This window comes from Streptosporangium sp. NPDC049078 (assembly GCF_040648855.1).
In the GTDB taxonomy this organism is placed as follows: Bacteria; Actinomycetota; Actinomycetes; order Streptosporangiales; family Streptosporangiaceae; genus Streptosporangium.
In genome coordinates this window covers 425,387-450,875 of the sequence record NZ_JBEZEL010000005.1, presented here as the reverse complement: position 1 = coordinate 450,875, position 25,489 = coordinate 425,387, and the positions used below count along the sequence as shown (strand labels likewise).

Sequence of the window (25,489 nt, the reverse complement as noted above, 5' to 3'; positions counted from 1 at the left end):
GCCTAGGCTGTTCCGGTGATCTCCAGCTCCGCCCGGCGGTTCCTCTCGCGACGTACGTGGCGGGTGCGGGAGATCGCCGTACCGCTGGTCCGGCCGCTCACCGAGGCGCTGGTGACCGGGGTGTCCGACCCGGCCCGTCCTCGGTCGCGCCGCCTCGCTCCCCGGATGCCGGGAGTGCTGGGACTGCTGCCCTTCCGCAGGGTGGACCTGGTCCTGCTGGGTGACCTGCTGCTCGCCTTCCTGTTGTTCAATCTGGCCCTGTCCGACCTCCAGGACCGGGTGGTCGCGACGCGCTCTCCCCTCGATCCCCAGGGGATCGTGTTCGCGGCCCTCGCCTTCTCCCTGCCGCTCGCGCTGCGCGACCGGTGGCCGCTGGCGGCCTGGAGGTCGGCCTTCCTTCTCATCCCGCTGGGAACGGTCGTCTCGCGGCAACTCCTCATCGGCATCCCCTACACCACGTCCACCACGTTCATGTACACGCTCGTGGTCTACGCGGTCGCGGTCCGCTGCGAGCGGCACATCACCATCGGTGTGTGGATCGCCTCGGTCCTGGGCTCCTGGATGATCCATCCCGACTCGGTGACCGTCATCACCGGCATGGTCACGGTGACCGTCCTGTTCGGCCACAACGTGCGCGCCCGGCGGCTGGCCGCCGGACTGCTGGCCAGGGAGGAACGACGCAGCGAGCGCGCCCTCGCGGCCCAGGCCGCCCTTGAGGAACGGGCCAGGATCGCCAGGGAGCTCCACGACGTCGTCGCCCACCACATGTCGGTGATCGCCATCCAGGCCGAGGCCGTCCCGATGCAGGCTGCCGGGGACGCGCGGCGCCTGGAGGACGGGCTGAGGGAGATCCGGGCGCTGTCCCTCTCGGCGATGACCGAGATGCGCCGCGTGCTCGGCGTCCTACGGGAGGGGGACGAGCACGCCGACACCGCGCCGCAGCCGGGCCTCGGCCGCCTGGAGGAACTCGTCGACACCGCGCGCTCCGCCGGGCTCGACGTGACGCTCAAACTGGCCGGCAACCTGATCGAGCTGCCCACGGCGGTGAGTCTGTCCGCCTACCGGATCGCCCAGGAGTCTCTCAGCAACGCCATGCGGCACGCCCCCGGCTCCGCCGTCTCGCTGCGCATCGCCCGATACCGTTCCGAGCTGCACATCCACGTGACGAACAACACCGGATACCGCTCCCCCAGGCAGCGAGGGGCCAAGGGGCATATGGGACACGGCCTGATCGGGATGCGCGAACGGGTGTCCATGCTCGGCGGGAAACTCTGGGCCGGTCCGACCGGGACGGGCTTCGCGGTCACCGCCATACTGCCGATCACCGAGGACGTATGAACCCTTCCCTCAAAGGCTCCCCGCTCAAGGAGATGCGATGACGATCCGGGTGCTCATCGCCGACGACCAGGGCATGGTGCGGACCGGTTTCACGGTGTTCCTGAGCTCGCAGCCCGACATCGAGGTCGTCGGCGAGGCCGCCAACGGCGCCGAGGCCGTGGCACGGGTGGCCGAGTTGCGGCCCGACGTGGTGCTGATGGACGTGCGGATGCCGGTGATGGACGGCCTGACCGCCACCCGCCACATCCTCACCCCCGGAACCTCTTCTCCTCCCGCCCCTTCCTTACGGGCGAGCTCCGGGCTCGCCGCACCCACGCACTCCTCCGTACGGCCGGACTCCCCCGCCTCCCCCGGCCCGCCCGACGATCCCGGCGCGCGTCCTTCCCTGCCGAAGGTGCTGATCCTGACCACGTTCGACCTCGACGACTACGTGTACGAGGCGCTGCGCGCGGGGGCGAGTGGCTTCCTGCTCAAGGACGCCTCCGCGCAACAACTCGCCGAGGCGGTCCGGGTGGTGGCGGCCGGGGAGGCGCTGCTGGCACCTTCGGTGACCCGGCGGCTGATCGCGGAGTTCGCCCGCGTCGGCCCGAGCCGCCCGCGCGGGCGACTGGACGACATCACCGAGCGGGAAACGGAGGTGCTCGCGCTCATCGCGCGCGGCAGGTCCAACCAGGAGATCGCCGAGCAGCTCATGCTCTCGGAACAGACGGTCAAGACCCACGTGGGCCGGATCCTCGCGAAGCTGAACCTGCGCGACCGCGCCCAGGCGATCGTCCACGCCTACGAGACAGGCCTGGTCCGCCCCGGCGAGTGACCCCGGGATCGGTCCCTTCGTGCCCGAGGGGGACGGGGAAGGTGACCGCCTCGGGGTGACGCGGGTTAGGGGCTGTGATTCCTAGCGTTCTGTCTGGTTCTTCAGACCGGACAGGAGGCTCGCATGTTCCGCCGTACGCTCGCCGTGGTCGCCGCCGCGGCGTTCGCCTACGTGACGGTTCCGCCGCCGGCGGGCGACCGGGTGGTGCGGGTCTACGGCGACCTCGGCACGGCCGAGCTCGTCGCGGTCATCGTTCCCGGCACCGACACCACGGCCGCCACCTTCGACGGCGGCCGGGCGAGGCCGTACAGCACGCCGGGGGGCGGGGCGCGGGCGTTGCTGGCCGAGGCGCGGGCGCTGGATCCGGGGGCGCGGCTCGCGGTGGTCGCCTGGCTCGGCTACGACAGCCCGGCGATGCTCAGCCTGCGCGCGGTGACCGGCGAGGCCGCGGAGCGGGGCGCGGTGGAGTTGCGGCGGTACGTCACCGGGGCACTCGGCGGGAAACGGGTCAGCCTGCTGTGTCACAGTTACGGATCGGTGGTGTGCGCCGGGGCCGTGCCCGGTTCCGGGGTCGCGGACACGGTCGTGTTCGGCAGCCCTGGGCTGGGCGTCTCGTCGGCCGCCGAGCTGGGCGGCACCCGGTTGTGGGCGGGCAGCGGCACCCGCGACTGGATACGTGAGGCGCCCAAGCTCAGGATCGGGCCGCTCGGATTCGGCCCCGACCCCGCCGGCCCGGCCTTCGGCGCCCGCCTGTTCGGTACCGGTTCCGCAGATCACAGCGAGTATCTCCGGCCGGGTGGCGAGTCTCTGCGCAACCTGGCCCTGATCGCGCTCGGCCGGGTCGGCGAGGTGTCCCGTGGCTAGCCTCGCGGCCCGGATCGGGGCGACCACCCCCGAGGGCAGGGATCGTGGGGTGGACGCGCTTCGGGCGCTCGCGATCGTGGGTGTGGTGCTGGGGCACTGGCTGGTGACGGCGTGGGATCGGGGCGCGGCGGGGGCCGTTCACCTGTCCAGTCCGCTCGCCCACCTGCCGGAGTTCACGCCGATGTCCTGGGTGTTGCAGACGCTGGCGGTGTTCTTCCTCGTCGGCGGCTACGCGGCGGCCCGCGGCCTCCGCTCGGCGGCCCGCGTCCCGGGGAGCCGCCCCCGAAAGGTGCATGGACCGGTGCCCCACGAACCGGAGATCCACAGACCGGAGACCCGCGGACCGGACTCCCCGTCGCACGCTGCGGGTCCCGTGGCGGCGCGCGGTCCGCGTCGGGGGACGGCGAGCGGTGCGTACCCGTCGGGGAGCTGGGTGCGGGCCAGGATGGGGAGACTGCTGGGGCCGGTGGTGCCGCTGGTCCTGGTCTGGGCGGGGATCTCGGTGGGGATGGCGCTGCGCGGGTCCTCGGCGGGAACGATCAGGGTGATGGTGCTCCCGGCGATCGGGCCGCTGTGGTTCCTCGCCGTCTTCGCCCTGCTGACCGCGGCCACCCCGCTTCTCCTGCGCGCGCATCCGGTCTTCGTCGCCGCCGTGGCGTTCGCGGTCGTGCTCGGGGTGGACCTGGCCAGGTTCCGGTTCGGCGCCCCGGCCTGGACGGGATGGGCGAACCTGACGGCCGGGTGGCTGGTGCCGTACGCGCTGGGGATCGCCTGGGCGGGCGGGCGGCTCGCCTCGCGGCGGGTGGCCGCGGCGCTGCTGATCGGCGGCGTGGCCGGGGCCGCGCTGCTGGTCGGCGCGTTCGGGTATCCGGCGAGCATGGTGGGCGTGACCGGGGACGCGGCCTCCAACCTCAGCCCGCCCAGCCTGGCCGTGGTCTGCTTCGGACTCGCCCAGGTGGGGGTGGCGCTGCTCGTACGCGCGCCGCTGGCCCGGTTGATGCGGCGCCCCCGGTTGTGGGCGGTGGTCGCGCTGGCGAACCTGTCGGCGATGACGCTCTTCCTGTGGCATCAGAGCGCGGTGAGCGCGATCGCCGTCGCCGCCCTGCGTTTCGGCGACGTACCCGGCCTGCTGGCCACACCCGACGAGCCTGTCTGGTTGCTGCACCGGCTGGCCTGGATACCGGTGTTCGCGGCCGTTCTCGCGCTCGCCTGCCTTCCCGGATCAACTCGGGGGCGATTTAATGACAGGGTGTCGTCATCGGCTTGACGATGTGGCGCGATTTTTGTGACACTGTGTCATGAAAGTGTCCCTCGTCGCGGAGTGATCATGAGCGATTCGCCCTTCTCCGAAGTCCTCAGGAACGCCACCTGGGGTGACCACGAATCCGCCGAGGACGAGAGCTACCTCAAGGCCCTGATGGCGGGCCGCCTCAGCCCCGAGGCGTACGGCGAGATGGTCGCCCAGCACTACTTCGCCTACGTCGCCCTGGACGGCGCCTCGCGTTCGCTCGCCGAGGACCCCGTCGCGGCACCGTTCGTCCTCCCCGAGCTCTACCGGGAGGAGGCCCTGGTCCGCGATCTGGAGACGATCTACGGCTCCGGCTGGCGCTCCAGGATCGAGCCCTCCAAGCCGACCCTTACCCTGGTCGCCCGGATCAACCAGGTCGCCACCTGGCCCGCCGGCTACATCGCCCACCACTACACCCGCTACATGGGCGACCTGTCCGGCGGCCAGTTCATCCGGATGGAGCTGCAGAAGATCTACGGCTACCAGCCGGGGGGCGGCGTCGACTTCTACCTGTTCGACGAGATCGGCAGCCTGCCCCGGTTCAAGAACGAGTATCGGGCCCGGCTGGACGCGCTGCCCCTGGACGAGGCGGAGAAGCAGCGCCTGATCCGCGAGACCAAGCTCGCCTACCTGCTCAACACCGAGGTCCTGGGCGAGCTCGGCCGGGTGGCGAGGGCCGAGGTCGCCGCCTGAACCCGGCCCCTCCACGCCATCGGTGGACGCTCCGGCACGCATGTACCCGTGCCGGAGCGTTTCGCGGGTCGATGACCGGCTGATACCCGCTCTTGCTGGAGTACGGATGTCCCCGCGCCGGAGCGTTCACCCGTCCGGCGTCAATCCTCCGGTCCCGGAGAAAGTCCCGAGAGGCGTACGGCACTCAGAAGGCGTACGGCCCGAAACGCCCCCAGGCCACGAAGGCGGCCAGCAGGAGAAGGATCACGTTCATCACAAGCGCCGAATACTCGTTGCGCCTGACGTGCACGACGATGGCACCGATCATCGTGATCACCAGGCCGGCGGCGGCGAGCGGGGTCAGCACGGGCAGGATGCCGGAGACGGCGGGCAGAACCAGCCCGATCCCGGCCAGCACCTCAAGCACACCGATGCCCTTGATCTGAGCGGCGGAGAAATCCTCCACCCATCCCCCCAGTTTGGGGATGAGCTCCTCGCGCGGCTGGGTGGCCTTGGTGAGACCCGCGATGAGAAACATCCCGGCGAGCAGGATCTGCACGGCCCAGAGGGCAATATTCATCAGGAACTCCGAAAACAGGTAAAGGCACGGCTTCGTTCGCCGCCACCGTAGCGCGGGCGCTGAAGGCGCCCGACCGGGGATCGGCCCAACCCTCGACGCCCGCCGCGCCTACCACGCCGGACCCACGTTCCCGCCCACTCCCGCCCTGCTCCACGGGGTTCCGATTCCGCCCCTGCCAGAAGGCGGGGTCTCCTCGGAGATATTCGATGACCCGCGTCTCGCCATGGACCCGGGCAACGCCCGACCCCGAAACGACCTGACAGCCGGGGACGGCATTGTGCGACCATGGGGCCATGCCCCGGATTTCGGCCGCGACCATCGGCGAGCACCGCGCCCAGACTCAGGATCGCATCCTGCGGGCCGTCTCGCGTCTCTCGCGTGACCAGGGCATCGACGCCATCTCCATGACCGACGTGGCGAGCGAGGCCGAGATCACCCGCACCGTGCTGTACAACTACTTCCCGGACAAGGCCGCGCTACTGCTCGCCTTCACCGAGCGGGTGACGCACTACTTCATAGACAGCTACGAGCGGGAGCTGCCCGACCGGGCATCGCCCGCCGAGCGCCTGCGGGTCTTCGTCAGGCTCCAGCTCGACGGGTTGCTCGCCCACCCGCACCCCGGCCCCGCCGACCTGTCCGCGGCGCTCGGCCCCGACGCCTACCAGCGCCTGGCCGACCACGTCGAGCCGATGCAGCGCATCCTGACGGGCATCATCGAGAGCGGTGTGTCATCGGGTGACTTCCAGACCCCCGACGTGGCCGCCGCCGCCCGGATCATCCTCGCCGTCATCGGCGCCGAACGGGTCCCGCTGCTCAGCGGTGAGGTGACGCCCGAGGAGGCCGAGAGGATCGTCTCGGGTTTCGTGCTCCGCGGCCTCGGTTGCCCGAGCGCCCCCGCCCCCGCCCCCGCCCCCGAGCCCGAGCCCGAGGACGGTATCTGAGCCGCAGAGTCCTCGTATCTCTCCGGGCTCTCCGGGCTCCCCGGGCTCCCCGGGCTCCCCGGGCTCCCCGGGCTCCCCGGAACGGTATCCGACCTTCCCGGAGACCGCCGGACCCTCCGCTCAGCCCGGCGGCAGGAGGGCGGGAATGCGCTCAAGGACTCCCCCGGCGAAGACGTCGTACAGGCCGGTCGTCTCCAGGTGCACGTAGCCGATGTGGCAGTCGCACACCGCCACCGGGCACGCCGCGGCCCTCGGGGCGAACGTGCCGTCGTAGAGGTTGCCGAGCACGGCCGGGACGAAGTGGCAGCGCCGCACGGTGCCGTCGCCGTCGACGGAGATCACGCTGTCTCCGGTACGGCAGGGCAGGCCAGCGCTCCGGTGCGGGGTCCTGCTGTGCTGGAACAGCGGGTCGATCTCCGTCCAGGCGTCCACCTCGTCGTCGGTGTAGACGGTGCCCTCCGCGGCGTTCACCCAGAGGTACACCTCCGGCGGCAGGTCGGCCCGGAGACGGCGAGCCTGGCCGAGGTGCTCGGGCAGGCCGACGACGCCGACGCTGAAGCGGACCCCCCGCTCGAGGAGGTCACGGCAGCGGCCGAGGAAACGCTGGTAGGTGACCTGTCCGGGGTGGTAGGTGACCCAGAGGGCGAGCGTGTCCAGGTCGGCCTCGGCCAGCCAGCCGGACCGGCAGCTGAAGTTGGTCTGGATGGCGACCCGCCGCACGTGGGGCAGGTGGCTCAGCTCGACCATCGCCCGGCGGTACCACGAGCGGACCAGGCCCTCGCCCCAGGGGGTGAACAGCACCGAGACCGGATGGTCTCGCCCGGCCACCCACGCGGTGAAGCGCTCCAGCGCCACCCGGTCCCGGCTCAGCTGCTCCGGGTTGTCACGCCGCTTGGCGAACGGGCAGTAGGGGCAGTCGTAGTCGCAACTCGCCAGCGGCCCCCGGTAGAGGATCGTCAACTCACCGTGCTCCCTGCCGGGCATCGCCGGACGGTCGCGCTCCCGGTCGAGGATCGTCAGATGATCGCGCTTCCGGCCGCCGGTGCGTGTCTCCCCCGCGCCTTCCCCATGCGGTGCGCTCGGTCCGCCCGGCTGTGTCCTCATCAGTCATCACCGATTCTCGTATCGGGCCATCAGCGCGCGGACCCTGCCGGAGAACAGGGCGGGGCCGATCGCGTCGGAGTGGGCCAGGCCCTCCGCGGTGAGCCGGAGCCATCCGGGCCCGGCACCCCCGGGCGGCGGGGCGTCGCGCTCCAGCAGGCCCCGCTCCGCCAGACGCTCCAACTCCTCGCCGAAGTGGGTCTCCACCTCGGCACCGAAGCGGTCTCGGTAGACGGCGCGATCGAGACCCTCCGCCTGGAGGAGCGACTGGATGAGGTGGCGGCGACGGCGATCGTCGTCGTCCAGCCGGAATCCCACGTTGGCGACCGCGAACTCCTCCGGGGCGAGACGCACGTAGTCGTCGATGATCGCACGCACCTGACCGGCGCCGACCGCGTACTCGTAGGAGTAGTGCAGGCCGGAGGTGTAGGAGCGGGCGCCGCAGCCGAGGCCGACCATGCCGTCGCTCTGGCAGGTGTATTCGGCCGGGCCGGCTCGTCCCGGCAGCCGGAACATCCGCATCGAGACCTGCTCGTACCCGGCGGCGAGCAGATGGTCGCGGCCCTGGCGGTAGAGGGTGAGGCGGTGGTCGTCCCAGTCGCGGGCGCGGCGCCCGAGGCCGGTGAGCGGGCGGACGTACAGGGGGTAGAGGTAGATCTCCTCCGGCTTCCAGGCGAGCGCGGCGTCCAGCGAGTAACGCCAGGACTCCTCCGTCTGCCCGTCGATGCCGTAGATCAGGTCGATGTTGAGCGCCTCGAACCCGGCCTCGCGGATCCGGCCGAGCGCCGTCTCGACCTCCCGCCGCCGCTGCGGCCGCACCGCCGCGCGCGCCTCGGCGTCGATGAAGCTCTGCACGCCGATCGAGACGCGGGTCGCACCCCGCTCGGCGAGGACGGCGAGCCGCTCGGCCGTCGCGGTCGCCGGGGAGGTCTCCACCGACATCGGGACGGCCCGCAGGTCGGCGCCCATGATCCGCTCGGTGAGGTCGAACATCCGGGTGAGCTCGGCGGCGCTCAGGTAGGTCGGTGTCCCGCCGCCGACGGCGGCCGCCGTGAAGCGGGGATCGTCCAGCGCGTCCCGTACGGCGCCCGCCTGGCGTTCCAGCGCGTCGAGGTAGGCGGCGACGAGCTCCTCGGGGGCGCCGGTCCTGGTGAACAGGTTGCAGAATCCGCAACGCATCTCGCAGAACGGGATGTGCAGGTAGAGGAAGAGGCGCCCGGTGGGCTCACCCGCCCACACCTCCGCCAGCGACGGCCGCGGGTCCAGCGGCCGGTAGGCCGTCTTGTGCGGGTACGCGTAGACGTAGCCCTGGTACGGTCCCGCGCCGGTGGACGGGGACGAGGGCCGGGACGACGCCGAGGGCACGGGAAGCAAAGGGAGCAGGGGGAGCGCGGGAAGCGCAACCCGTCCGCCGTCCGCCGTCTCCGGCACCCGGCCGGAATCCGGAGTCACCGCCATCGCCCCCGCTCCATCGTGAACTCCCCGTAGGGCACGGTCCAGACGACCTCGTGGCCGATCCTGTGCCCGATGTATCCGTCTTCACCGTAAGCGGTGCCGTGATCGGAACAGACGATCGCGAACCCCGGCCGCCGCTCGCTCATCAGCGCGAACAGCCTGCCGATGTGCCGGTCGACGTATTCGAGGGCGGCGGCGTGGCTTTCGCGGCTGTCGCCGTGCTCGCGGGTGCCTTCCGGCAGGTGGAACCAGTTGGGCTGGTGCAGCGCCGAGACGTTGACGAACAGGAAGACCGGCCGGTCGGCTCCCGCCACCGCCCGCTCCGCGCGGGCGATCTGCGCCTCGAACGAGGCGGGCGCGGTGACCCCGAACCCCGGCTCCCAGTGGCTCTCGGCGAACATCCCCGGCAGCGCGGACCCGAGCGGGGTCAGCTTGTTGAAGAACCCGACTCCCCCGACGCAGACCGTGTGGTAACCCGCCTTCGCCAGTCCCGAGGGCAGGTCGGGGGCGTCGAACACCCAGGTGCCGGGGGCCGTGGTCTCGCTGCCGGGGAACGCGGCGGCGAACGGGCGCGGATGCGGTCCCGGCTCGGCGGGGGTCGGCAGGAAACCGGCGAGGATCGCGGCGTGCGCGGCGTAGGTGAAGCTGCCGGGGCTGTGCCGGCGCTCCCAGCGCCCGCCGGGAAGCGCCCGCGCCAGGGTGGGCAGCCGCCCGGCCGCCATCAGCTCCTCCGCCACGTCGTATCGGAGGGTGTCGAGCGTGACCAGCAGCAGGTCGTGGCTGCCCACGATCTCGTTCATGTCACGCACCGGCTCTCCTCCCTCCGCTCCCCCTTCGAGGTTTCCGCTCTCCGGCCGAGACTCCGCGCTCCCGTCGAGACCTCTGTCCTCCCGCCCAGGGCGTGACGGGCGAGAATCGCGCGGACCTGGGCGCCGTAGGTGTCGAGCCCCTCGGCTCCGCCACCCGGCAGCCCCTCCAGCCCGGGAAGCAGGTCTCCAAACGCGTTCACCTCGGCCACCGCGAACTCCCGCCAGTCGACCCCGATCATCAGGTCGACCCCGACGGCGAGGCTCCCGGGGAAACGGGCCGCCGTCCGCGCGCATATCTCCAGGACCGTCTCCCACCCCCGAGGGCCGAGAGCGGCCTCGACGGCACCCAGATCACCCCGTACGCCACCGAGGTGGAGGTTCGTCATCGGGCTACGGCTCGCGCGGACGACCGCGTGGGTGGGCGTGCCGTCCACGACGACCACCCTCAGGTCGATCGCGCACCCTTCGAGGCTAGCCTTGGGGAACCAACGCTCGACGTGCAGGCCGTCCGCGGCCAGCAGGTCGACGATCGCCGCCACCTCGGTCTCGTCCTCGTAACACCTGACCCGCAGCGAGTTACGCAGCCCGCCGGAGACCCGCTCCGCCGAGGTCACCGCCCTCACCCGGCGCCCCCACGCGTGCAGGGCGACGACGCCGGAGGCCGACGAGCCGTGGGCCGGTTTGACGAACACCCGGCCCCAGCGGGCCTCACCCATCCGCTCGCGCAACTCGGCGTAGCCACCGATGGGCCCGGCGAGTGCCGGAGGCACCGGCACCCCGGCCGCCGACAGCCTGGCGTGACAGCGCCGCTTGTCGAACATCACCGAGACGTCCTCGACGTCGGCGAGCAGCGCGGCCCCCGGCGTCGCGGCCGCCGCCCGAAGGACCCTGGTGATCCCGGCGACGAACCCGGCGTACCAGCGGGCGCCCCCGCCGACCCTGGACGGCTCGCCGGGGCCGCGCAGCAGTGCGTCCGCCTCGGCGTCCTCCCCCGGCGAGTCGATCCTCACGAGCGTCCCCGGCGCGATCCGGATCTCCCCGCCGCGCAGCACGGACGTCCACGGCACGACGACGGGCTCGTCCAGCCCCTGCCGGACGCAGGCGTCGGCGAACATGGTCACCCGCCGGTCGCCCGGCGTGCCGACGACGGCGAGCGCCCTCACTCGGCGACCGCGACGTAGCGCCACTCGTCGTCGGGCTCCTGCTGGTCGGACACGTCGAGCCAGATGCCGGAGAACGTCGCGGTGAGGCGCTCGACCATGGCGTCGGTGAGGTAGTGGTGGTGCAGGTCCAGGCGCTTGAGATGGGTGAGGGACACCCCGGAGAGCAGGGCCTCGGCCCCCTCGTCGGTGAGCACCCCCATCGACAGGGAGAGCGACTCCAGCCGGGCCACGACGGGGGCGGAGGCGACGAGAGCCGCGACCTGATCCTGGATCTCGCTGTCCTGCAGCCCCAGGTGCCTGAGGGCGGGCAGCCGCTCACCGGACAGGATGTTCTCCAGGTCGGCCCCGGTGGTCTCACCGCCGTACTCACTCGTGCCGAGCCAGAGCTCCAGGTATTCGAGCGCGGGGAACTCGCTCATGCCGACCGCCCTGACCACGGAGGCGGGCAGCCCGCCCGTCTCGAAGCGCAGTATCCTGAGGTGCTCGTGCCTGACCGGCCGCAACTCCAGCCCCGTCCCGCCCCGGACCTCCAGCCGCTCCAGCAGCGGGAAGGACTCCAGCAGCGGGGTGACGTCGCTCTGCTGGATCCAGGAGATCTCGCACTCCTCCTGCGGCATCGCGGCGAAGAAGAGCGAGCGCAGGGCGGGGAAACGCTCCGCGTTCTCCGCCAGCAGCCGGATGGGCCCCGAGGCGTCCTTGTCGTAGGCGTCGGCCCAGCCACCGATGATGAGCGCCCTCACCTCGGTGGTGTCGACGGTCTCGGTGAAGCGCGCGAAGTGCTCCTCGAAGGTCTCCTTGGCGTCGTAGACGCGGACCGAGACACGCCACGCGGCCTCCCCCGCGCCGGGCATGGGGGCGCCCGGGGGGCGCAGGCCCACGATGGGCAGGCCCGCGTATTCTCCTCGGTAAAGACCGTCGACGTCGTCGTTGAACTCGCTGTAGTCCATCGGAGGCTCCCCGTCAGGCTCGACTGTGACAAGGACCGTCCTATCAGAGGCACGCGACACTTCGGGCCCCGCTCCCGGGGTCGCGGACGCGGTCGGACAGGTGCGGGAGGTCGGCGATGATGAGCGGCATGGACAACGGTCACATTCGCTTCACCTCAGCGACGGGTCGCTGGGTCCTCCTGACCACCGTACTCGGCTCCGGCATGGCCATGCTGGACGGCACGGTCGTCAACGTGGCCCTGCCCGCCCTCGGCGCCGATCTCGGCGCCGACATGGCGGGCCTGCAGTGGACGGTCAACGCCTACACCCTCACACTGGCGGGCCTGATCCTGCTGGGCGGATCGCTCGGCGACCGGTACGGCAGGCGCAAGGTCTTCCTGATCGGCGTCGTCTGGTTCGCCCTCGCCTCCGCCCTGTGCGGCCTCGCGCCCAACGTGGAGACGCTGATCGCCGCCCGTGCCCTGCAGGGCGCCGGCGGGGCGCTGCTCACCCCGGGATCCCTCGCCATCATCCAGGCGTCCTTCGACCGCGACGACCGGCCCAGGGCGATCGGGGCGTGGTCGGGCCTGGGCGGGGTGGCCGCGGCCATCGGCCCGCTGCTGGGCGGCTGGCTGGTGGAGACGGCCGGGTGGCGCTGGGTGTTCCTGATCAACCTGCCGCTCGCGGTCCTCGTCGTGGCGGTCGCCCTACGGCACGTCCCCGAGAGCAGGAACCCCTCTGCCACCGGAAGGTTCGACGTCCTGGGCGCGGCGCTCGCGGCGTTCGCGCTCGCCGGGATCACCTACGGCCTGATCGACCTCGCGATCGTCCCGATCGCGGTGGGCGTGCTGCTGGGCGCGGCGTTCGTCTGGCTGGAGATCAGGCGCTCGCCCGAGGCGCTCGTACCGGTCGAGGTCTTCTCATCGAGGGTGTTCAGCGCGGTCAACGTCGTCACCTTCATCATGTACGCCGCGATGGGCGTGGTGTTCTTCCTCCTCGTCGTCCAGTTGCAGGTCTCTGCGGGCTTCTCCCCGCTGGTGGCCGGGACCGCGATGATCCCGGTGACGATCCTGATGCTGCTGCTGTCGGCGCGGGCGGGTGAGCTGGCCAGGCGCCTGGGGCCCCGGCTGCCGATGACGGCCGGCATCCTGGTCTGCGCCGGCGCCCTGCTGCTGATGTCGCGGATCGGCCCCGGCTCGTCGTACGTGGTGGACGTGCTGCTTCCGGCGACCCTGTTCGGGCTGGGCCTGTCGGCCGCGGTCGCGCCGCTCACCGCGACGGTGCTCGCCACCGCCGCCGAACGCCACGCGGGGGTGGCGAGCGGGGTGAACAACGCCGTCGCCAGGACCGGCGGGCTGCTCGCGGTGGCCGCGATCCCCCCGCTCGCCGGGCTGACCGGCGACGCCTTCGCCTCCCCCGTGATCTTCACCGCGGGATTCCACACCACGATGCTGGTGAGCGCGGTGATGATGGGATTCGCGGCGCTGATCACCTTCCTCACCATCAGGGAGAACGTCCTCGTCCCGGACGAGCCGAAGCTGAGCTGCCCGGTGACGACTCCCCAGCCCGGCAAGTGACCGTGGCTCAGGAGCGCCTCAGAAGGTGAACGCCTGGCTGCGGACGCTGTTGTCGAAGTTGGACACCAGCAGCTCGGGCTCGCCGACCGAGCGGATCTCCGGCAGCCGGGTGAACAGCTCGCGGAACATCGCCCTGATCTCCTGCCTGGCGAGGTTCGCGCCCAGGCAGAAGTGCGGCCCCGGACCGCCGAAGCCCACGTGGGGCTTGGTGTCACGGGTGATGTCGAACCGGCCGGCGTCGGGGAAGACCGTCTCGTCGCGGTTCGCCGAACCGTAGAAGAGCACGACCTTGTCACCGGCCTTCAGGTGCAGGCCGCGCAGGTCGTAGTCCTCGGTGACGGTGCGGCGGAACTGCATGATGGGTGAGACGTAACGGACCATCTCCTCGATCGCGCCGCCGATGTGGGCGTCGAAGTCGTCCGCCAGCAGGCGTCGCTGCTCGGGATTGTCGGTCAGCAGCTTGATGCCGTGCGCCATGGTGTTGCGGGCCGTCTCGTTGCCCGCCACGAGCAGCAGCGTGAAGAACGATCCCAGCTCACGGTCGGTCAGTCTCTCGCCGTCGACGTTCGCGGTGACGAGCGCCGAGACGAGGTCGCCGCGCGGCGCCTGGGCACGTTCCTTGCCCAGGTTGATCACCAGCCGCTGCAGGGCGAGCAGCGCGAGCGTGTTCTGGGCGGCCATCCTCACGGTGTGCGCCAGGCTGGGCCGCACGCCGGAGTAGGCGGTGGAGATGTCGACGTGCTGGTGGACCTTGGCCCGCACGTCGTCGGGGACGCCCATCATGTCGCAGATGACGTGGATGGGAAGCTTGGCGGCCACCTGGCCGACGAAGTCACCGGGTCCTGCGGCCGTCACGTCGTCGACGATGCGCGCGCACGCGGCGTCGATGTCGCCCTGCAGACCGGCCAGCATCTTCGGGCTGAACGCGCGGGAGACGATGCGGCGCAGCCTGGCGTGCCGGGGGTCGTCCATGTTGACCATGGACTCGCCGAACACGTGCTTGACCCAGCCGGGCGGCTCGGGGCTGGTCACGCCGGGCTCGCTGGAGAACACCTTGGCGTTGCGGCTCGCCTCCACCACGTCGGCGTGGCGGACCAGTGCGTAGAAACCCTTGCCCGAGCGGAGCAGCGGGACCCGCTTCTCCTCGAAGAACACCGGCTTGTCGAGATCCCGAAGCCGCGCGAACGCCTCATGCCGCTCCTTGAGCGGCCGCCGCCAGAATCCCAGGTCGGCCAGGTCGATTTCCATGGCGTCAATCCTGGCATGTTCTTTACGCGTACCGGCCACGTGAATTTCATGTCCCGGTGGGCCGCGTGTCCGAATCACCGGAAACCATCACAGGTATGAGAGCCGCGCTCCTCACCTCCGCAGTCCTCACCTCCCTGCTGGTCCCCCTGTTGGTCTCCGCCTCCCCTCCCGCCGTCCACGCCTCGGCCGCCGCCTGCTCCGGCGTACCCTCCGACTTCGACGGCGACGGACGGGCCGATCTCGCGGTCGCCGCGCCCTACACCCGCTCCGGCGGCCACGCCCGCGCGGGATCGGTCACCGTCCTGTACGACCTGCGCGACCCCGTGGAACTCACCCAGGACACGCCCGGGGTGCCCGGCGAGAGCGAGACCGGGGACTCGTTCGGCTCGGCGCTCGCGACCGGTGACTTCGACGGCGACGGCTGCGCCGACCTCGCCGTGGGCGTCTCCGAGAAGAACCGTTCCCGGCCGGGAGAGGACGGCCACGGTGTCGTGCAACTGTTCCACGGCTCGCCTGACGGCCTGCGGCCCGGCAAGGCGATCGACGCCGGGGATCTGGGCCGCGAAGGTGATCCCGGCCGGTTCGGTGCCGCGCTCGCGGCGGGGGACCTGGACGGCGACGGCGACGACGAACTGGTGATCGGCGCCCCCGGGCTGGGCGGCGGCGCGGTCGGGGTGTACGGCCTCAAGGGCCGCAAACCGTACATGATCACGCAGGAGACCCGCTGGGTGGGGCAGCGCGAGCGGGAGACCGACCAGTTCGGCGCGGCGCTCGCCACCGGCGACTTCGACGGCGACGGCCGGGCCGAGATCGCCGTGGGCGCGCCCGCGGACACGGTGCTGAAGAACGGCCAGGGCTCGGTCACCGTCCTCGACGTCCGGCGCCGGAAGGCGACCATGCTCACCCAGGACAGTCCCTGGATCAGCGGCCTCGCCGAGGCCTGGGACTTCTTCGGCAGCGCCCTCGCCGCCGGTGACTTCAACGCCGACGGACGCGACGACCTGGCGATCGGGGTGCCCGGCGAGGGACTGAGTGAGAACCAGCGGGCGATGGACTACGGCGACGGCACCGTCCACGTCGTCTACGGCTCCCGTTCAGGACTGCGGACGGCGGTCTCCGAGGCCTGGTCGCAGCGCTCCCTGAAGGGCGAGCCGCGCTACTTCGACCGCTTCGGCGCCGCCCTCGCCGCCGGGGACCTCAACGGCGACGGCGACGACGAGCTGGTGATCGGGGCGCCGGGTGAGAACGCCGTCCACGTGCTCGCGGGAACCCGTTCAGGCGGCCTCACCAGAAACCACAACCTGCTGATCACCGGCGCGGGCGGCGACTTCGGCGCGGCCCTCGCCACGGTCGCCGGGCGCCGCCTCGTCGTCGCCGCCCCGGGCAGCGGCAGGCTCACCCTGCTGCGCGGAAGCGTGCGGAAGGGCTCCTACCCGGGCATCCGCCCGTCGACGGCGAAACCCCTCGTCGGCGCTCCCAAGGACACCCTGTTCGGCTACACCTTCGCGAGCCCGTCCTCCCCGCGGTAGCGGCCTGCGAGGGAGCGGGCCGCACCGGTGGTGGCGGGCCCCCGATCGTCGGCGAGGTCGTCACCCACCTGGGTGGCGGACCGGCCGGTCTGACGGCCGGGACCGATCGTGGGGCCGAAAGGGGTCCGCGCGCGTCTTCTGCGCCGGACCGGGGGTGCCCCCGCGCCCGGCGCCGGAAAGAGGACGCGGGTTCAGCGGATGCGCGTGCTGGCCTTGATCTTGCGGCCGATCTCCTTGCGGAGCTTGCGGATGTCGGCGTCCGCGTTGGATGTGGCGATCACGCCGAACGCGGCGGTGGCGACGCCCCGGCGTGAGCCGGCCCAGGCGCGGATCCGCACGGTCGTCGAGTCGCCCTTGTCCAGGGAGGTGATCCAGCACGACAGGCTACGGCCCTTGACGGAGCATTTGACGCTGCGCGGTTTGGAGGCCACCCGGATCTTGCGGAAACGTTTGGAGAAGTCTCCGGTGAGTGCCACGTAGTGCTGGCCCTTGGCCTTCCTGTTGCGGACCTTGACGGAGTAGACGAGGGATCCGCCCCGTTTGACGTGCTTGGGGAAGGTGATCACGTACCCGAAGGCGGAGGGCGCCGCGGCGGCGGGCGCGACCGCGGGAGCGGCCGGTAACGCGGGTAACGCTGACAGGGCTGATGAGGCTGTGGCGGGGGTCGGGGACAGGAGGGCGCCGCCCACCGCTGCGGCGAGAGCCGCGGCGGTGAGCCTCGTGGTGAGGGGACTCATAAGCGGCATCATCCAATAAATCAGTCCGAATTCCTCTCACGTTTCAGGTTAGTGCCGACTGTCCTGACGGCACGGTGAACCGTGCGCCGGTCTTCGCGGGGGCGCCACGCCTGCTGATGTAGTCGAGCGTGCGGAAGTCCGCCTGCAGCTCCTCCGGGGTGAGTCGGCAGACGATGTAGCCGCGCCGCTGGTCAAGGTAGGAGATATGCGGATTCTCCGCGATCGTCCCGGAGATCCGGCCCTCGTCGCGGTAGCCGTCGCCGTCACTCGCGATCGAGGAGGTGACGAGCTCCACCGCCACCCGGGGAGAGTCGGGGTCGTCGAAGTCGAGCTTCAGGTCCGCCGCGTGGTGCATGTGCGCGTCGCCGGTCAGCACGACCGGGTTGGACGCGCCCGAGTCGCGGAAACCGGTGAGCAGGCGGGTGCGCTCTGCGGCGTAGCCGTCCCAGGAGTCCATGTTGACCTCGACTCCCGGCCCGACCTTGGAGTCGCGCTGGGCCATCAGGATCTGCTGGCCGACCAGGTTCCAGCGGGCGCCGGAACTCGCGAGACCGTCCAGCAGCCAGCGCCGCTGGTCCTCGCCGAGCAGGGTGCGTCCGGTCGCGAGCCGCTCGTCGCAGCCGGACCTGAGCCCGTCCTCGCACGCCTGGTCGTCGCGGAACTGCCGGGTGTCGAGCAGGTGGAAACGGGCGAGCGGCCCCCAGTCCACCCGGCGGTGGACCCGCATCGACGCGCCTCCCGGCACGCTCGTCCTGCGCAGCGGCATGTTCTCGTAGTACGCCTGGAAGGCGTTCGCCCTGCGCCGGGCGAAGGCCGGGGCGCCGGTGCTGGAGACGTCCCCCGCCCAGTTGTTCTCGATCTCGTGATCGTCGAAGGCGACCAGCCACGGCGCGACCGCGTGCGCCGCCTGCAGGTCGGTGTCGCTCTTGTACTGCGCGTGGCGCATCCGGTAGTCGGCCAGCGTGGCGCACTTGCCCCAGGTGTGCTGCCGGACGCTCCCGCCCAGCGCCGTGTACCCCCGGGGGGCGTACTCGTACATGTAGTCGCCCAGATGCACGACCAGCTCGGGGTCCTGCTCGGCCAGCCTTCTGTACGCCGTGTAGAAGCCGTGCTCGTAGTGGGCGCAGGCGGCGACGGCGAAGGTGAGCGGGGACGACGAGGACGACGAGGGCACCGCGGACGGTGCCGTACGGGTGCGGCCGGTCGGCGACAGGTGGCCCTCGGCGCGGAAGCGGTAGAAATACTCCCGCCCCGGCTCCAGGCCGTCGACCTCGACGTGGACGCTGTGCGCCTGCTTCCAGCGCGCGGTCTCGGTGCCCTCGCGGACCACCTTGGAGAACCGCTCGTCGGTGGCGAGCTGCCATTCGACGTCCACGTCCCTCACCGGCATGCCGCCCCGGCCGTTCAGGCCGAGCGGGTCGAGGGCGAGCCTGGTCCACAGCACGATCCCGTCCTTGGACGGGTCGCCGGAGGCGATGCCGAGGGTGAAGGGATCACCGGCGAGGGTCCGGGAGGGGCCGAGCCCCGCCCCGGTCAGCAACAGGCCGCCCGCACCCGCGGCGGCGAAGGAAAGGAACACTCTGCGTGACGGCTTCTGCTCCACCCCATCAGTGCAGCCTTTTCAGCTTTCCCTGCCGTGACCTGCGAATCAAGGCGAGATGAACAGCCGTCGCACAGACAGGCGCCTTACCCACCGTGATTGAACGACGGCCGACCTTGCGACGACATCACGGCGAAGGGCCGGCCTCGCGCCGGTGGCCGCGCGGCACGGACGGCGACGACGGCCCGTGACCGCGAAGGATCGGAACCCACGGTGACCGACACGTCCGGTGGGCGCGGGCGAACGCCTTCAGGACGGAGCCGACAGATCCCGTCAAAGACACCGCGGCCGGTCAGAGCGGGGGTGCCCGCCGTCAGCGCAGGTAGGGCTTGAGATGGGGGGTGAGGGCACCGCAGCCCAGGTATTTCTCCACGGTGTGGAAGTCGATCCAGTCGAGGTTGACGATGACCTCCTGGTCGACCCCGGTGAAGCAGGTCCGCAGCGCCGGAGGGATCGCCGCGATGTCGTCCTTGTCGGCGATGTTGACCCACCGCTTGACCTTGCGGGGTCGCTCGCCCCAGTTGTTGACCGGGGCGGGCACCAGGCGCTCGAAGATCACGTTGCGCATGCCGAGCGGGCTGCCGAGGGTGATGAGCAGGTCGACCTCCAGGTCGGGGTTGGCCCAGAGCGTCTCGTACGTCACCACGCTGCCCAGCGAGTGGGCGATCACCACCTTGGGGCGGTTGCGCCTGATCACCTCGGCCACGGCCGCCCGGGCCTTCGCCCTGGCCTCGCCCCCGGCGGCCATGTAGGCGGCGACCTCGGGGCAGAACAGCCTGGCGAACTCGGCGGCGTTGACCTCCAGCCGGTCCAGCAGCCAGCCGGTCATCCGGTACAGGGCGCCGGTCAGCCCCTCCCCCACCGCGTCGATCTGCCTGGCCCAGGCGACGAAGACCTCCTGGGCACCGACGTCCATGGTCCGCACCGCGCGTACGGACTCGTCCTTGCTCTCGCCCAGCAGGTGGGCATAGTAGGCGATCTCGGTGACGTAGCGCTCCTTGGCGTGCGGCTTGCCGCCGGTGAGGCCCTTGTGCAGGTAGCGGTCCCACTTGTCGCGCATCGCGACGGCCGCGCCGCTGACCGAGTTACCCGCGTCACGGTAGTAGCGGTACTTGCCGATACCGTGCACGCCGACGATCGTGTCCATGCTCCCCGCCCTCTGAAGCCCTGTTTCCCGGGTGTCGTACGCCCCCGGGCAACTGTGGCGGAAGCGAACACCGCGCCACAAGGCCGCGGCGGCACCCGCCGGAGGAGGCCGTGATCGCTCGCGTCGCCCCGGGGAGAGAGGGAGCGCATGCTAGCATCAAAGCTTGCGTACAGACGGTGATGATCTCTTCGACGTGCAGCCGCAGAGCCTGCTGATGACGACTTTCGGGGCCTTCCTGGAGCCCCGCACGGCGCCGGTGTGGTCGGGCGGCCTGGTCACTTTGCTCGACTATTTCGGGATCACCACCGCGGCGGCCCGCATCGCGTTGGCGCGCCTCGTCCAGCGCGAGCTCGCCGAGCGGCACCGTAAGGGGCGGCACGTCTACTACACGCTGACCAGGCGGAGCGTGCATCTGCTGGAGGACGGCGACGAGCGGATCTCCTCGCTCGGTAAGCGCCCCGGCGCGGCCTCGACCTGGACGCTCGTCTGGCACACGCTGCCCGACAGCCGCAAGGCCGAGCGGTCCAACTTCGTGCGCCAGCTCCGCTTCCACGGTTTCGGGCTTCTGCAGGACGGTATGTGGGTCTCGCCACGCGACTACGTGGCGGAGGTGACCGACCTGGTCGACAAGCTCGGCATCGCCGACGCCGTCACGATCTTCCGGGCCTCGCCCTCGGGAGACGTCGCCTCGGGGCCGCTGCTCGGGCATCTGTGGCAGCTCGACCAGGTCGCCGAGCGCTATCGCCACTTCGCCTCCAGATACGCCCCGCTGACCCGGCCGCCGCGGATGTCGCCGCAGGAGGCGTTCGTCACCTGCACCGAGATGATGCAGTCCTTCCGCTCGTTCGCCGACATCGATCCCGAGCTGCCCGAGGAGTGGGCGACCCACGCGGGGGCGCGCGAGGAGGCGATCGCGGTCTACTGGGAGGCGCTGGGCCGACTCAGGGAGCCGGCCGCGACCCACTTTCGCGAGCTGACCCGCACCTGAGGCGGGCGGACCGGGCGTGTCCGCTCAGGCGGGCTCGCCGGACGCCAGCCGGTGGTAGCGGCTGTTGAAGAACAGCAGCGGCGTGTCGTGCTCGTGGTGGGTGCGCACGACCTGGCCGATGACGATCACATGGTCGCCCTTGCGCTGGGTGGACTCGACCTCGCACAGCATGCCCGCGAGCGCGCCGCGGATCACGGGCAGGCCGTCCACCAGCTCGAAGGCGGGGTCGTCCATGGTCGGCTGCGATCCGGCGAACCGCCGGGAGTGCTCCTCGTGCTGCTCGGCGAGCACGCACACGCTGAACCGGCCGTTGCGCTCGATGGCCGCGCAGGTGTTCGAGCCGATCTTGAGACAGACGAGGATCAGTGGCGGTTCCAGCGACACCGACGTCAGCGAGTTGACCGACGCGGCATAGGGCCGCTCCTGGTCCACCGTGGCCACGATCGCCACACCGGTGGCGAAGCGGCGCATCACCTCGCGCAGCAGGGCCGAATCGACGGGGACGGAGCCGAGCCCGGGGGGCGGCATGCCCATCCGCGCCTCCTTTCGCAGTGGCCCCTCGGGGGGCGCGTCAATAGATTACAAGTCAGCATTGTGCACTGTCTACCATCGTGGCTAGGCTGCGGAATGTGTCAAATCCCCGCATCGCCTCGCTACGACGGCTGCTCGCGGCGTACTACCGGCCGGAAGGACTCCGCCTGGGCATCGTGCTGTCGAGCGGGTGCGCCGACGAGGACGTCACCGCCGCCGCCGACACCCTCGCCGCACACGGCCAGCCACCCCCGCGCCGGCTCGCGCGGTTGCACCCGCGCCCGGGAGAGCCCGACACCCGCCCGGCCGACGTCGCGGACTTCCTGCGCAGGTACGGCCACGAGTACGCCACCGTGTGGCTGCCCGCGCCCGCCGACGAGGCCGACCTCGCCTCCGTCACGGTCGCGGCCAGGGGCGCCGGCTGCGCGATCGGCTGGGACCTGACAGGCGGCGCGCATCCCGGCCCCGGCCTCGCGGACGGCGAGGCCCGGCTGCGCGCGTGGGGGGTGGACTTCGCGCTCTGGTCGGCTCCGGCAGACCCGGCGGGCGAGATACGCGTCTACACCCGCGGGCCCTCCGCGTGGCTCAGCCGGTGAACTCGCCGCCGGTCATCCAGACCGTCTGCCCGGTGACCTGGTCGAACTCCGGTGAGACCAGCGCCACGACGGTACGCGCGACCTCACGCGGCGCCGGAAAGCGCGGCAGCGCCATCCGCCGGCGCAACGCCTCCGACAGCTCCCGCAGCGCGGGATCGTCCGGTTCCCCTGCGTCCGGCTCGGCCACCCGGCCCGGGGCCACCACGTTGGCCGTGATCCCGTACCCTCCCTCCTCGGCGGCGACGTAACGCGTCAGTACCGACGCCGCCGCCTTCGCCGCCGCGTACGCCCCCATGCCCGGCATGGGGCGGGCCATCAGTGCCCCGGAGACGAACACGATGCGGCCGAAACCCGCCGCCCGCATACCGGGCAGGACCCGCCGGCACAGTTCGTGGTGGGCGCGCACGCCGTCGAGATGACGTTCCAGCGTGCCCGGCTCGATGTCGGCCACCGCCGCGACGCCCGCCGCTCCGGCCGGTTCCGCGGCGTTGACGAGGATCGTCACCGGTCCCAGTTCGGCCTCCACGGTGGACACAAGCCGGTCGGCGGATCGCGGCCCCGGCAGTGCCGCGCACACGGCCAGGCCACCGCCGCACTCCCGCACGATCTCGGCGGCCCGGCCCGCGGAGCGGTGGCAGTGCACGGCCACCGCCGCGCCCGCCGCGGCGAGCCCGGTGGCGACGTGTCTCCCGATCGCGCCGGTCCCTCCCGCGACGAGCGCCACCCGTCCCGCCAGCGGCCCCGCGGTCATCCCGCCCCCCGGGCGCGCAGGGTGGGCAGCACACTCTCACCGAAGATCCGCATCGCGTGGGTGAGGTCGGGGCCGAGCGGCGGCCCGAAGGAGATGTGCCGGGCTCCCGCGGCGAGCAGCGCCTCGCACTGCTCCAGCACGTCACGGGCCCCGCCGACGATGCCCAGGCTGAGCATCGACGACGAGGAGAGCACCGCCCCGGTCGCCTCGTCCAGGCGCCCGTCGTCCACGAGCGCCTGGGTCCGGGCGAACTCCTCGGGGTCCAGACCGTGGGCGGCGAGCGCGTCGGCCGACAGCGAGCCGCTGTAGCGGGCGATGAACCTGGCCAGGGCGTGGCGGGCCTGTTCACGATCCTCGTCGAGCGAGCACCAGACACACGCGGCGATGTCCAGTGCGGCCACATCGCGGCCCTGCGCCTGTGCCCCGCGTCCGATCTGCTCCATCGCGTCGAGGACCTGGCCCGGCGGCAGGCACAGCGGCAGCGCGCCGTCCGCGTGCCGCCCGGCCAGCTCCAGCATCTTCGGCCCCATCGCGCCGATGTAGATCGGCACCGGTCGCGGCGACTCGATGCGGGCCTGCTCGTGCCAGCCCTCGCCCGCGTCCGGCAGTCCGGCGGGGCTGTGGCCCTCGGTGAGCGCGCGGATCGCCACGATCGCCGTACGGGTACGCGGCACCGGACGCGGCGCCACGATTCCGGCGCGGCGGAAGAAGACGTCGGAGCCGGCGCCCAGGCCGAGGATGAACCGGCCACCCGACAGCTCCTGATAGCCGGAGGCGAGCTGGGCGAGCTGGACGGGATGGATCGACACCGGGTCGAGCACCGCGGAGCCGACCTTGATCCGGTTCGTCGCCCCGAGCATCGCGGCCAGAGTCGCGATCCCCGGTCCGCCGAACAGATCGTTGCCGGTCCACACCTGGTCGAAGCCCATCGCCTCGGCGCGCACCGCGTGCTCGGTGATCTCCGCGATGCCACCCCCGCCGACCCGTACGCTGAAGATCGGTCCCTCATGCTCGGTCATCGTCGTCCACCTTCTCCAGACGCATGATCAGGTTCTCCGGCGGGTCGGGGCACGCGGCGAGCGGGCGCCCGGCCAGCCAGGCGTCCCCGCCCGGCGCGGCGAGCCGCCCGTTGAGCAGTGAGGTGGCCGAGGCGATGGCGTAGAAGCAGAAGTGCCCGCCCGGCAGCAGCGACACCCCCTCGGGGCCGACCTCGAAGTAGTCGCCGACGCGCAGCCCGCACGCCGAGTAGTTCATGAACTCAACGGTGCAGCGCACCCCGCGGCCCGCGCTCACTGTGCTCCTTCCGTCCCCGCCGCCCGGTCCACCCGCTCCAGACGCATGACGACGGCGTCGGCCGGGTCGGGACAGCAGATGAAGGGCTTGCGCTCCAGCCAGTGGTCGGCGGGCAGGTCCGACAGCCGGGACTCCAGGATCGGGAAGACCGCGGCCATGGCCTGCAGGCAGAAGGGCCTGCCCTGGGGCAGGGTCAGCGCGGTGCCCTCGACCTCGAAGTGATCACCGATGGCCAGGCCGCACCGCGGAGAGTCCGCCCGCTCGACCACGACCCGCACCCGCGGCGGCGCGGTCACGGCGCGGCGCCGAACAGGGTCGGCCCGCCGGCCGGGTCGTGCAGCACCTTCTCCGCCAGGGAGCCCCAGTGCACGCGCTTGGCCCCGACGTGCGCGAGCGCGCTCCAGGCGTCGCGCAGCACGCGCTGCATGGGATCGTCGTCGAAGAGATAGTGCGATCCGTACAGCTCCAGGCACAGATCGAGCACGCGGCGCAATGTCTCGGCGGCCATGGTGTTGGTCGCGATCAGCCGGTGCTCCTGCGTCGGGGTGAGCACCCTGCCGGGGGTGAAGACGATCTCGTCGGTGCGCTTGGCGATGTCGGTGATCCCGGCGAGCAGCATGTCCACCTCGGCGCACGCCTGGCCGAGCACCCGCCTGGTCGTCACGTCGGCCACGCCCGCGGGCCCGAGCCTGCGGCGTACGGCCGTCAGCGCCAGGTCCAGCGCGTGCTGCGCCACACCGACGCAGACCCCGGTCAGGCCGAAGAACGCGAGCGTGACGTGCTTGTTGAGCGGGTCGGCGTCCGGGTTGGCGAGCGCCTCCCTGTCGAAGGAGTACCGCTCGGGGACGAACACCGGCTCGGTGATCGAGTAGGACGAGCTCCCCGAGCCGCGCACGCCGAGCGTGTGCCAGTTGTGGGCGTGCACCACCGCCTCGCGCGGCAGCCACAGGCCGAGGGTGAGCTGCTTGCCGTTCGGCCCGATCACCGGCTCGTCGCCGTCGAAGACCAGGCAGCCGCCGATGATGTGCTCGGCGACGTAGCTGCCGCTGCCCCAGTCCCACCGCCCGGTGACCAGGTAGCCGCCTTCGGTCACCTGCGCCCGGCCCTTGGGATGGAACGCGCCACTGGTGGGCATGTCGCGGGTCGGGTACAGCTCGTGGTACGCCTCGTCGCCGAGCCGCCCGGCGTAGAAACCGGTGGCGTTGAGCACCGCGACGTTCCAGGCCGTGCCCGCGTCCACCCTGGCGATTTTGGCGACGACGGCCACCTGGTCGGCGAGGGGCACCTCCATTCCGCCGAGGCGCGCGGGAAAGCCCATCTCGAACAGGCCCGCCCGGCGCAGCGCCAGCGCCGCCCGCTCGCTGAGCCGCCCCTTGGCGTCGCCGTCGGCGGCCTCCTCCGCGACGAGGTCGAGCACCGCGTCCGCGTTGGCCGGCACCGCCTCCGCGGCCACCGGCGTACGCGACACACTCCCGGCGGGCAGTTCGTTGGTGGTGGTCATGATTCTCCTATCGGCCCCATCGGCCTTCTTCTTCGGTTCT

General features: G+C 71.7%; 26 protein-coding genes. 10 read left to right on the top strand and 16 right to left on the bottom strand.

What is annotated here, in order from left to right; genetic code table 11:
• Window positions 1-15 precede the first annotated feature (15 nt).
• The 5 genes from AB0B90_RS11150 to AB0B90_RS11130 all read left to right on the top strand — a co-directional run bounded on the left by AB0B90_RS11150 (window position 16) and on the right by AB0B90_RS11130 (window position 4,997).
• The gene (locus AB0B90_RS11150) at window positions 16-1,338 is read left to right on the top strand and encodes a histidine kinase (protein ID WP_362922198.1); all 1,323 of its coding nucleotides are present in this window, start codon (window positions 16-18) and stop codon (window positions 1,336-1,338) included.
• A 37-nt stretch (window positions 1,339-1,375) separates the two neighbouring features.
• Window positions 1,376-2,152 carry a response regulator transcription factor gene (locus AB0B90_RS11145; RefSeq protein ID WP_350943678.1) on the top strand — a complete coding sequence of 259 codons (777 nt, stop codon included), beginning with the start codon at window positions 1,376-1,378 and terminating at the stop codon, window positions 2,150-2,152.
• A 123-nt stretch (window positions 2,153-2,275) separates the two neighbouring features.
• Entirely contained in the window at window positions 2,276-3,016 is a 741-nt protein-coding gene (locus AB0B90_RS11140) for an alpha/beta hydrolase (protein WP_362922196.1), read from the top strand.
• Window positions 3,009-4,283, top strand: coding sequence for an acyltransferase family protein (locus AB0B90_RS11135; RefSeq protein WP_362922194.1), 1,275 nt, complete (start codon window positions 3,009-3,011; stop codon window positions 4,281-4,283). Before AB0B90_RS11140 ends, AB0B90_RS11135 begins: the two co-directional genes overlap by 8 nt.
• A 60-nt stretch (window positions 4,284-4,343) precedes the next feature.
• Window positions 4,344-4,997, top strand: coding sequence for a biliverdin-producing heme oxygenase (locus AB0B90_RS11130; RefSeq protein ID WP_350943681.1), 654 nt, complete (start codon window positions 4,344-4,346; stop codon window positions 4,995-4,997).
• A gap of 184 nt (window positions 4,998-5,181) precedes the next feature.
• On the opposite strand, the gene AB0B90_RS11125 is transcribed toward AB0B90_RS11130, so the two are convergent.
• On the bottom strand, window positions 5,182-5,556 hold the full coding sequence (locus tag AB0B90_RS11125; protein WP_350943682.1) for a DoxX family protein: 375 nt from the start codon (window positions 5,554-5,556) through the stop codon (window positions 5,182-5,184).
• 293 nt (window positions 5,557-5,849) lie between these two features.
• Between AB0B90_RS11125 and AB0B90_RS11120 the strand changes: the two genes are divergently transcribed.
• On the top strand, window positions 5,850-6,497 hold the full coding sequence (locus AB0B90_RS11120) for a TetR/AcrR family transcriptional regulator (RefSeq protein ID WP_362922191.1): 648 nt from the start codon (window positions 5,850-5,852) through the stop codon (window positions 6,495-6,497).
• Between the two features lie 120 nt (window positions 6,498-6,617).
• Here AB0B90_RS11120 and AB0B90_RS11115 read toward each other — a convergent pair whose 3' ends face one another.
• From AB0B90_RS11115 to AB0B90_RS11095, 5 genes are all read right to left on the bottom strand, one after another.
• Entirely contained in the window at window positions 6,618-7,481 is an 864-nt protein-coding gene (locus AB0B90_RS11115) for an STM4011 family radical SAM protein (protein WP_362922227.1), read from the bottom strand.
• Between the two features lie 126 nt (window positions 7,482-7,607).
• The gene (locus tag AB0B90_RS11110) at window positions 7,608-9,056 is read right to left on the bottom strand and encodes an STM4012 family radical SAM protein (RefSeq protein WP_362922189.1); all 1,449 of its coding nucleotides are present in this window, start codon (window positions 9,054-9,056) and stop codon (window positions 7,608-7,610) included.
• Window positions 9,047-9,853: an STM4013/SEN3800 family hydrolase gene (locus AB0B90_RS11105; RefSeq protein WP_362922225.1), complete on the bottom strand. Its 807-nt coding sequence runs from the start codon at window positions 9,851-9,853 to the stop codon at window positions 9,047-9,049. The genes AB0B90_RS11110 and AB0B90_RS11105 overlap by 10 nt, the downstream gene beginning before the upstream one ends.
• A complete protein-coding gene (locus AB0B90_RS11100; RefSeq protein ID WP_350943687.1) occupies window positions 9,850-11,049 on the bottom strand; it encodes an STM4014 family protein in 1,200 nt (399 codons plus the stop codon). Before AB0B90_RS11100 ends, AB0B90_RS11105 begins: the two co-directional genes overlap by 4 nt.
• Window positions 11,022-11,972: an STM4015 family protein gene (locus AB0B90_RS11095; protein WP_350943688.1), complete on the bottom strand. Its 951-nt coding sequence runs from the start codon at window positions 11,970-11,972 to the stop codon at window positions 11,022-11,024. Before AB0B90_RS11095 ends, AB0B90_RS11100 begins: the two co-directional genes overlap by 28 nt.
• 128 nt (window positions 11,973-12,100) lie before the next feature.
• Here AB0B90_RS11095 and AB0B90_RS11090 point away from each other — a divergent pair, with 128 nt between their 5' ends.
• Entirely contained in the window at window positions 12,101-13,528 is a 1,428-nt protein-coding gene (locus tag AB0B90_RS11090; RefSeq protein ID WP_350943690.1) for an MFS transporter, read from the top strand.
• An 18-nt stretch (window positions 13,529-13,546) separates the two neighbouring features.
• On the opposite strand, the gene AB0B90_RS11085 is transcribed toward AB0B90_RS11090, so the two are convergent.
• Entirely contained in the window at window positions 13,547-14,776 is a 1,230-nt protein-coding gene (locus AB0B90_RS11085; protein WP_350943692.1) for a cytochrome P450, read from the bottom strand.
• Window positions 14,777-14,871: 95 nt separating this feature from the next.
• On the opposite strand from AB0B90_RS11085, the gene AB0B90_RS11080 reads away from it, so the two are divergent.
• Window positions 14,872-16,305, top strand: coding sequence for an FG-GAP repeat protein (locus AB0B90_RS11080; protein ID WP_362922185.1), 1,434 nt, complete (start codon window positions 14,872-14,874; stop codon window positions 16,303-16,305).
• Window positions 16,306-16,496: 191 nt separating this feature from the next.
• Here AB0B90_RS11080 and AB0B90_RS11075 read toward each other — a convergent pair whose 3' ends face one another.
• The 3 genes from AB0B90_RS11075 to AB0B90_RS11065 form a co-directional block, all read right to left on the bottom strand.
• The gene (locus AB0B90_RS11075; RefSeq protein ID WP_362922183.1) at window positions 16,497-17,042 is read right to left on the bottom strand and encodes a hypothetical protein; all 546 of its coding nucleotides are present in this window, start codon (window positions 17,040-17,042) and stop codon (window positions 16,497-16,499) included.
• 43 nt (window positions 17,043-17,085) lie between these two features.
• Entirely contained in the window at window positions 17,086-18,645 is a 1,560-nt protein-coding gene (locus tag AB0B90_RS11070; protein WP_350943697.1) for an alkaline phosphatase D family protein, read from the bottom strand.
• A gap of 310 nt (window positions 18,646-18,955) precedes the next feature.
• The gene (locus tag AB0B90_RS11065) at window positions 18,956-19,789 is read right to left on the bottom strand and encodes a hypothetical protein (protein ID WP_350943698.1); all 834 of its coding nucleotides are present in this window, start codon (window positions 19,787-19,789) and stop codon (window positions 18,956-18,958) included.
• 163 nt (window positions 19,790-19,952) lie between these two features.
• Between AB0B90_RS11065 and AB0B90_RS11060 the strand changes: the two genes are divergently transcribed.
• Complete coding sequence (locus AB0B90_RS11060) at window positions 19,953-20,777, top strand: PaaX family transcriptional regulator C-terminal domain-containing protein (RefSeq protein ID WP_362922180.1); 825 nt, start codon at window positions 19,953-19,955, stop codon at window positions 20,775-20,777.
• Window positions 20,778-20,801: 24 nt separating this feature from the next.
• Here the strand turns inward: AB0B90_RS11060 and AB0B90_RS11055 are convergent, their stop codons facing one another.
• Complete coding sequence (locus AB0B90_RS11055; protein ID WP_362922178.1) at window positions 20,802-21,311, bottom strand: flavin reductase family protein; 510 nt, start codon at window positions 21,309-21,311, stop codon at window positions 20,802-20,804.
• Between the two features lie 95 nt (window positions 21,312-21,406).
• On the opposite strand from AB0B90_RS11055, the gene AB0B90_RS11050 reads away from it, so the two are divergent.
• Window positions 21,407-21,904, top strand: a complete 498-nt coding sequence (locus tag AB0B90_RS11050; RefSeq protein ID WP_350943701.1) for a hypothetical protein — start codon at window positions 21,407-21,409, stop codon at window positions 21,902-21,904.
• Here AB0B90_RS11050 and AB0B90_RS11045 read toward each other — a convergent pair.
• Genes AB0B90_RS11045 through AB0B90_RS11025 form a run of 5 tightly spaced genes read right to left on the bottom strand, consistent with a single transcriptional unit; the run spans window position 21,894 to window position 25,449 of the window.
• Window positions 21,894-22,655 (bottom strand): SDR family oxidoreductase, encoded by a 762-nt coding sequence (locus AB0B90_RS11045; RefSeq protein WP_362922176.1) that lies wholly within the window; start codon window positions 22,653-22,655, stop codon window positions 21,894-21,896. The two genes, AB0B90_RS11050 and AB0B90_RS11045, sit on opposite strands and share 11 nt — an antisense overlap.
• The gene (locus AB0B90_RS11040) at window positions 22,652-23,674 is read right to left on the bottom strand and encodes an LLM class flavin-dependent oxidoreductase (RefSeq protein ID WP_362922174.1); all 1,023 of its coding nucleotides are present in this window, start codon (window positions 23,672-23,674) and stop codon (window positions 22,652-22,654) included. The genes AB0B90_RS11045 and AB0B90_RS11040 overlap by 4 nt, the downstream gene beginning before the upstream one ends.
• Window positions 23,661-23,948 (bottom strand): TIGR04076 family protein, encoded by a 288-nt coding sequence (locus AB0B90_RS11035; protein WP_362922172.1) that lies wholly within the window; start codon window positions 23,946-23,948, stop codon window positions 23,661-23,663. Before AB0B90_RS11035 ends, AB0B90_RS11040 begins: the two co-directional genes overlap by 14 nt.
• Window positions 23,945-24,244, bottom strand: coding sequence for a TIGR04076 family protein (locus AB0B90_RS11030; RefSeq protein WP_350943705.1), 300 nt, complete (start codon window positions 24,242-24,244; stop codon window positions 23,945-23,947). The genes AB0B90_RS11035 and AB0B90_RS11030 overlap by 4 nt, the downstream gene beginning before the upstream one ends.
• Complete coding sequence (locus AB0B90_RS11025; RefSeq protein ID WP_350943706.1) at window positions 24,241-25,449, bottom strand: acyl-CoA dehydrogenase family protein; 1,209 nt, start codon at window positions 25,447-25,449, stop codon at window positions 24,241-24,243. Before AB0B90_RS11025 ends, AB0B90_RS11030 begins: the two co-directional genes overlap by 4 nt.
• Window positions 25,450-25,489 lie beyond the last annotated feature (40 nt).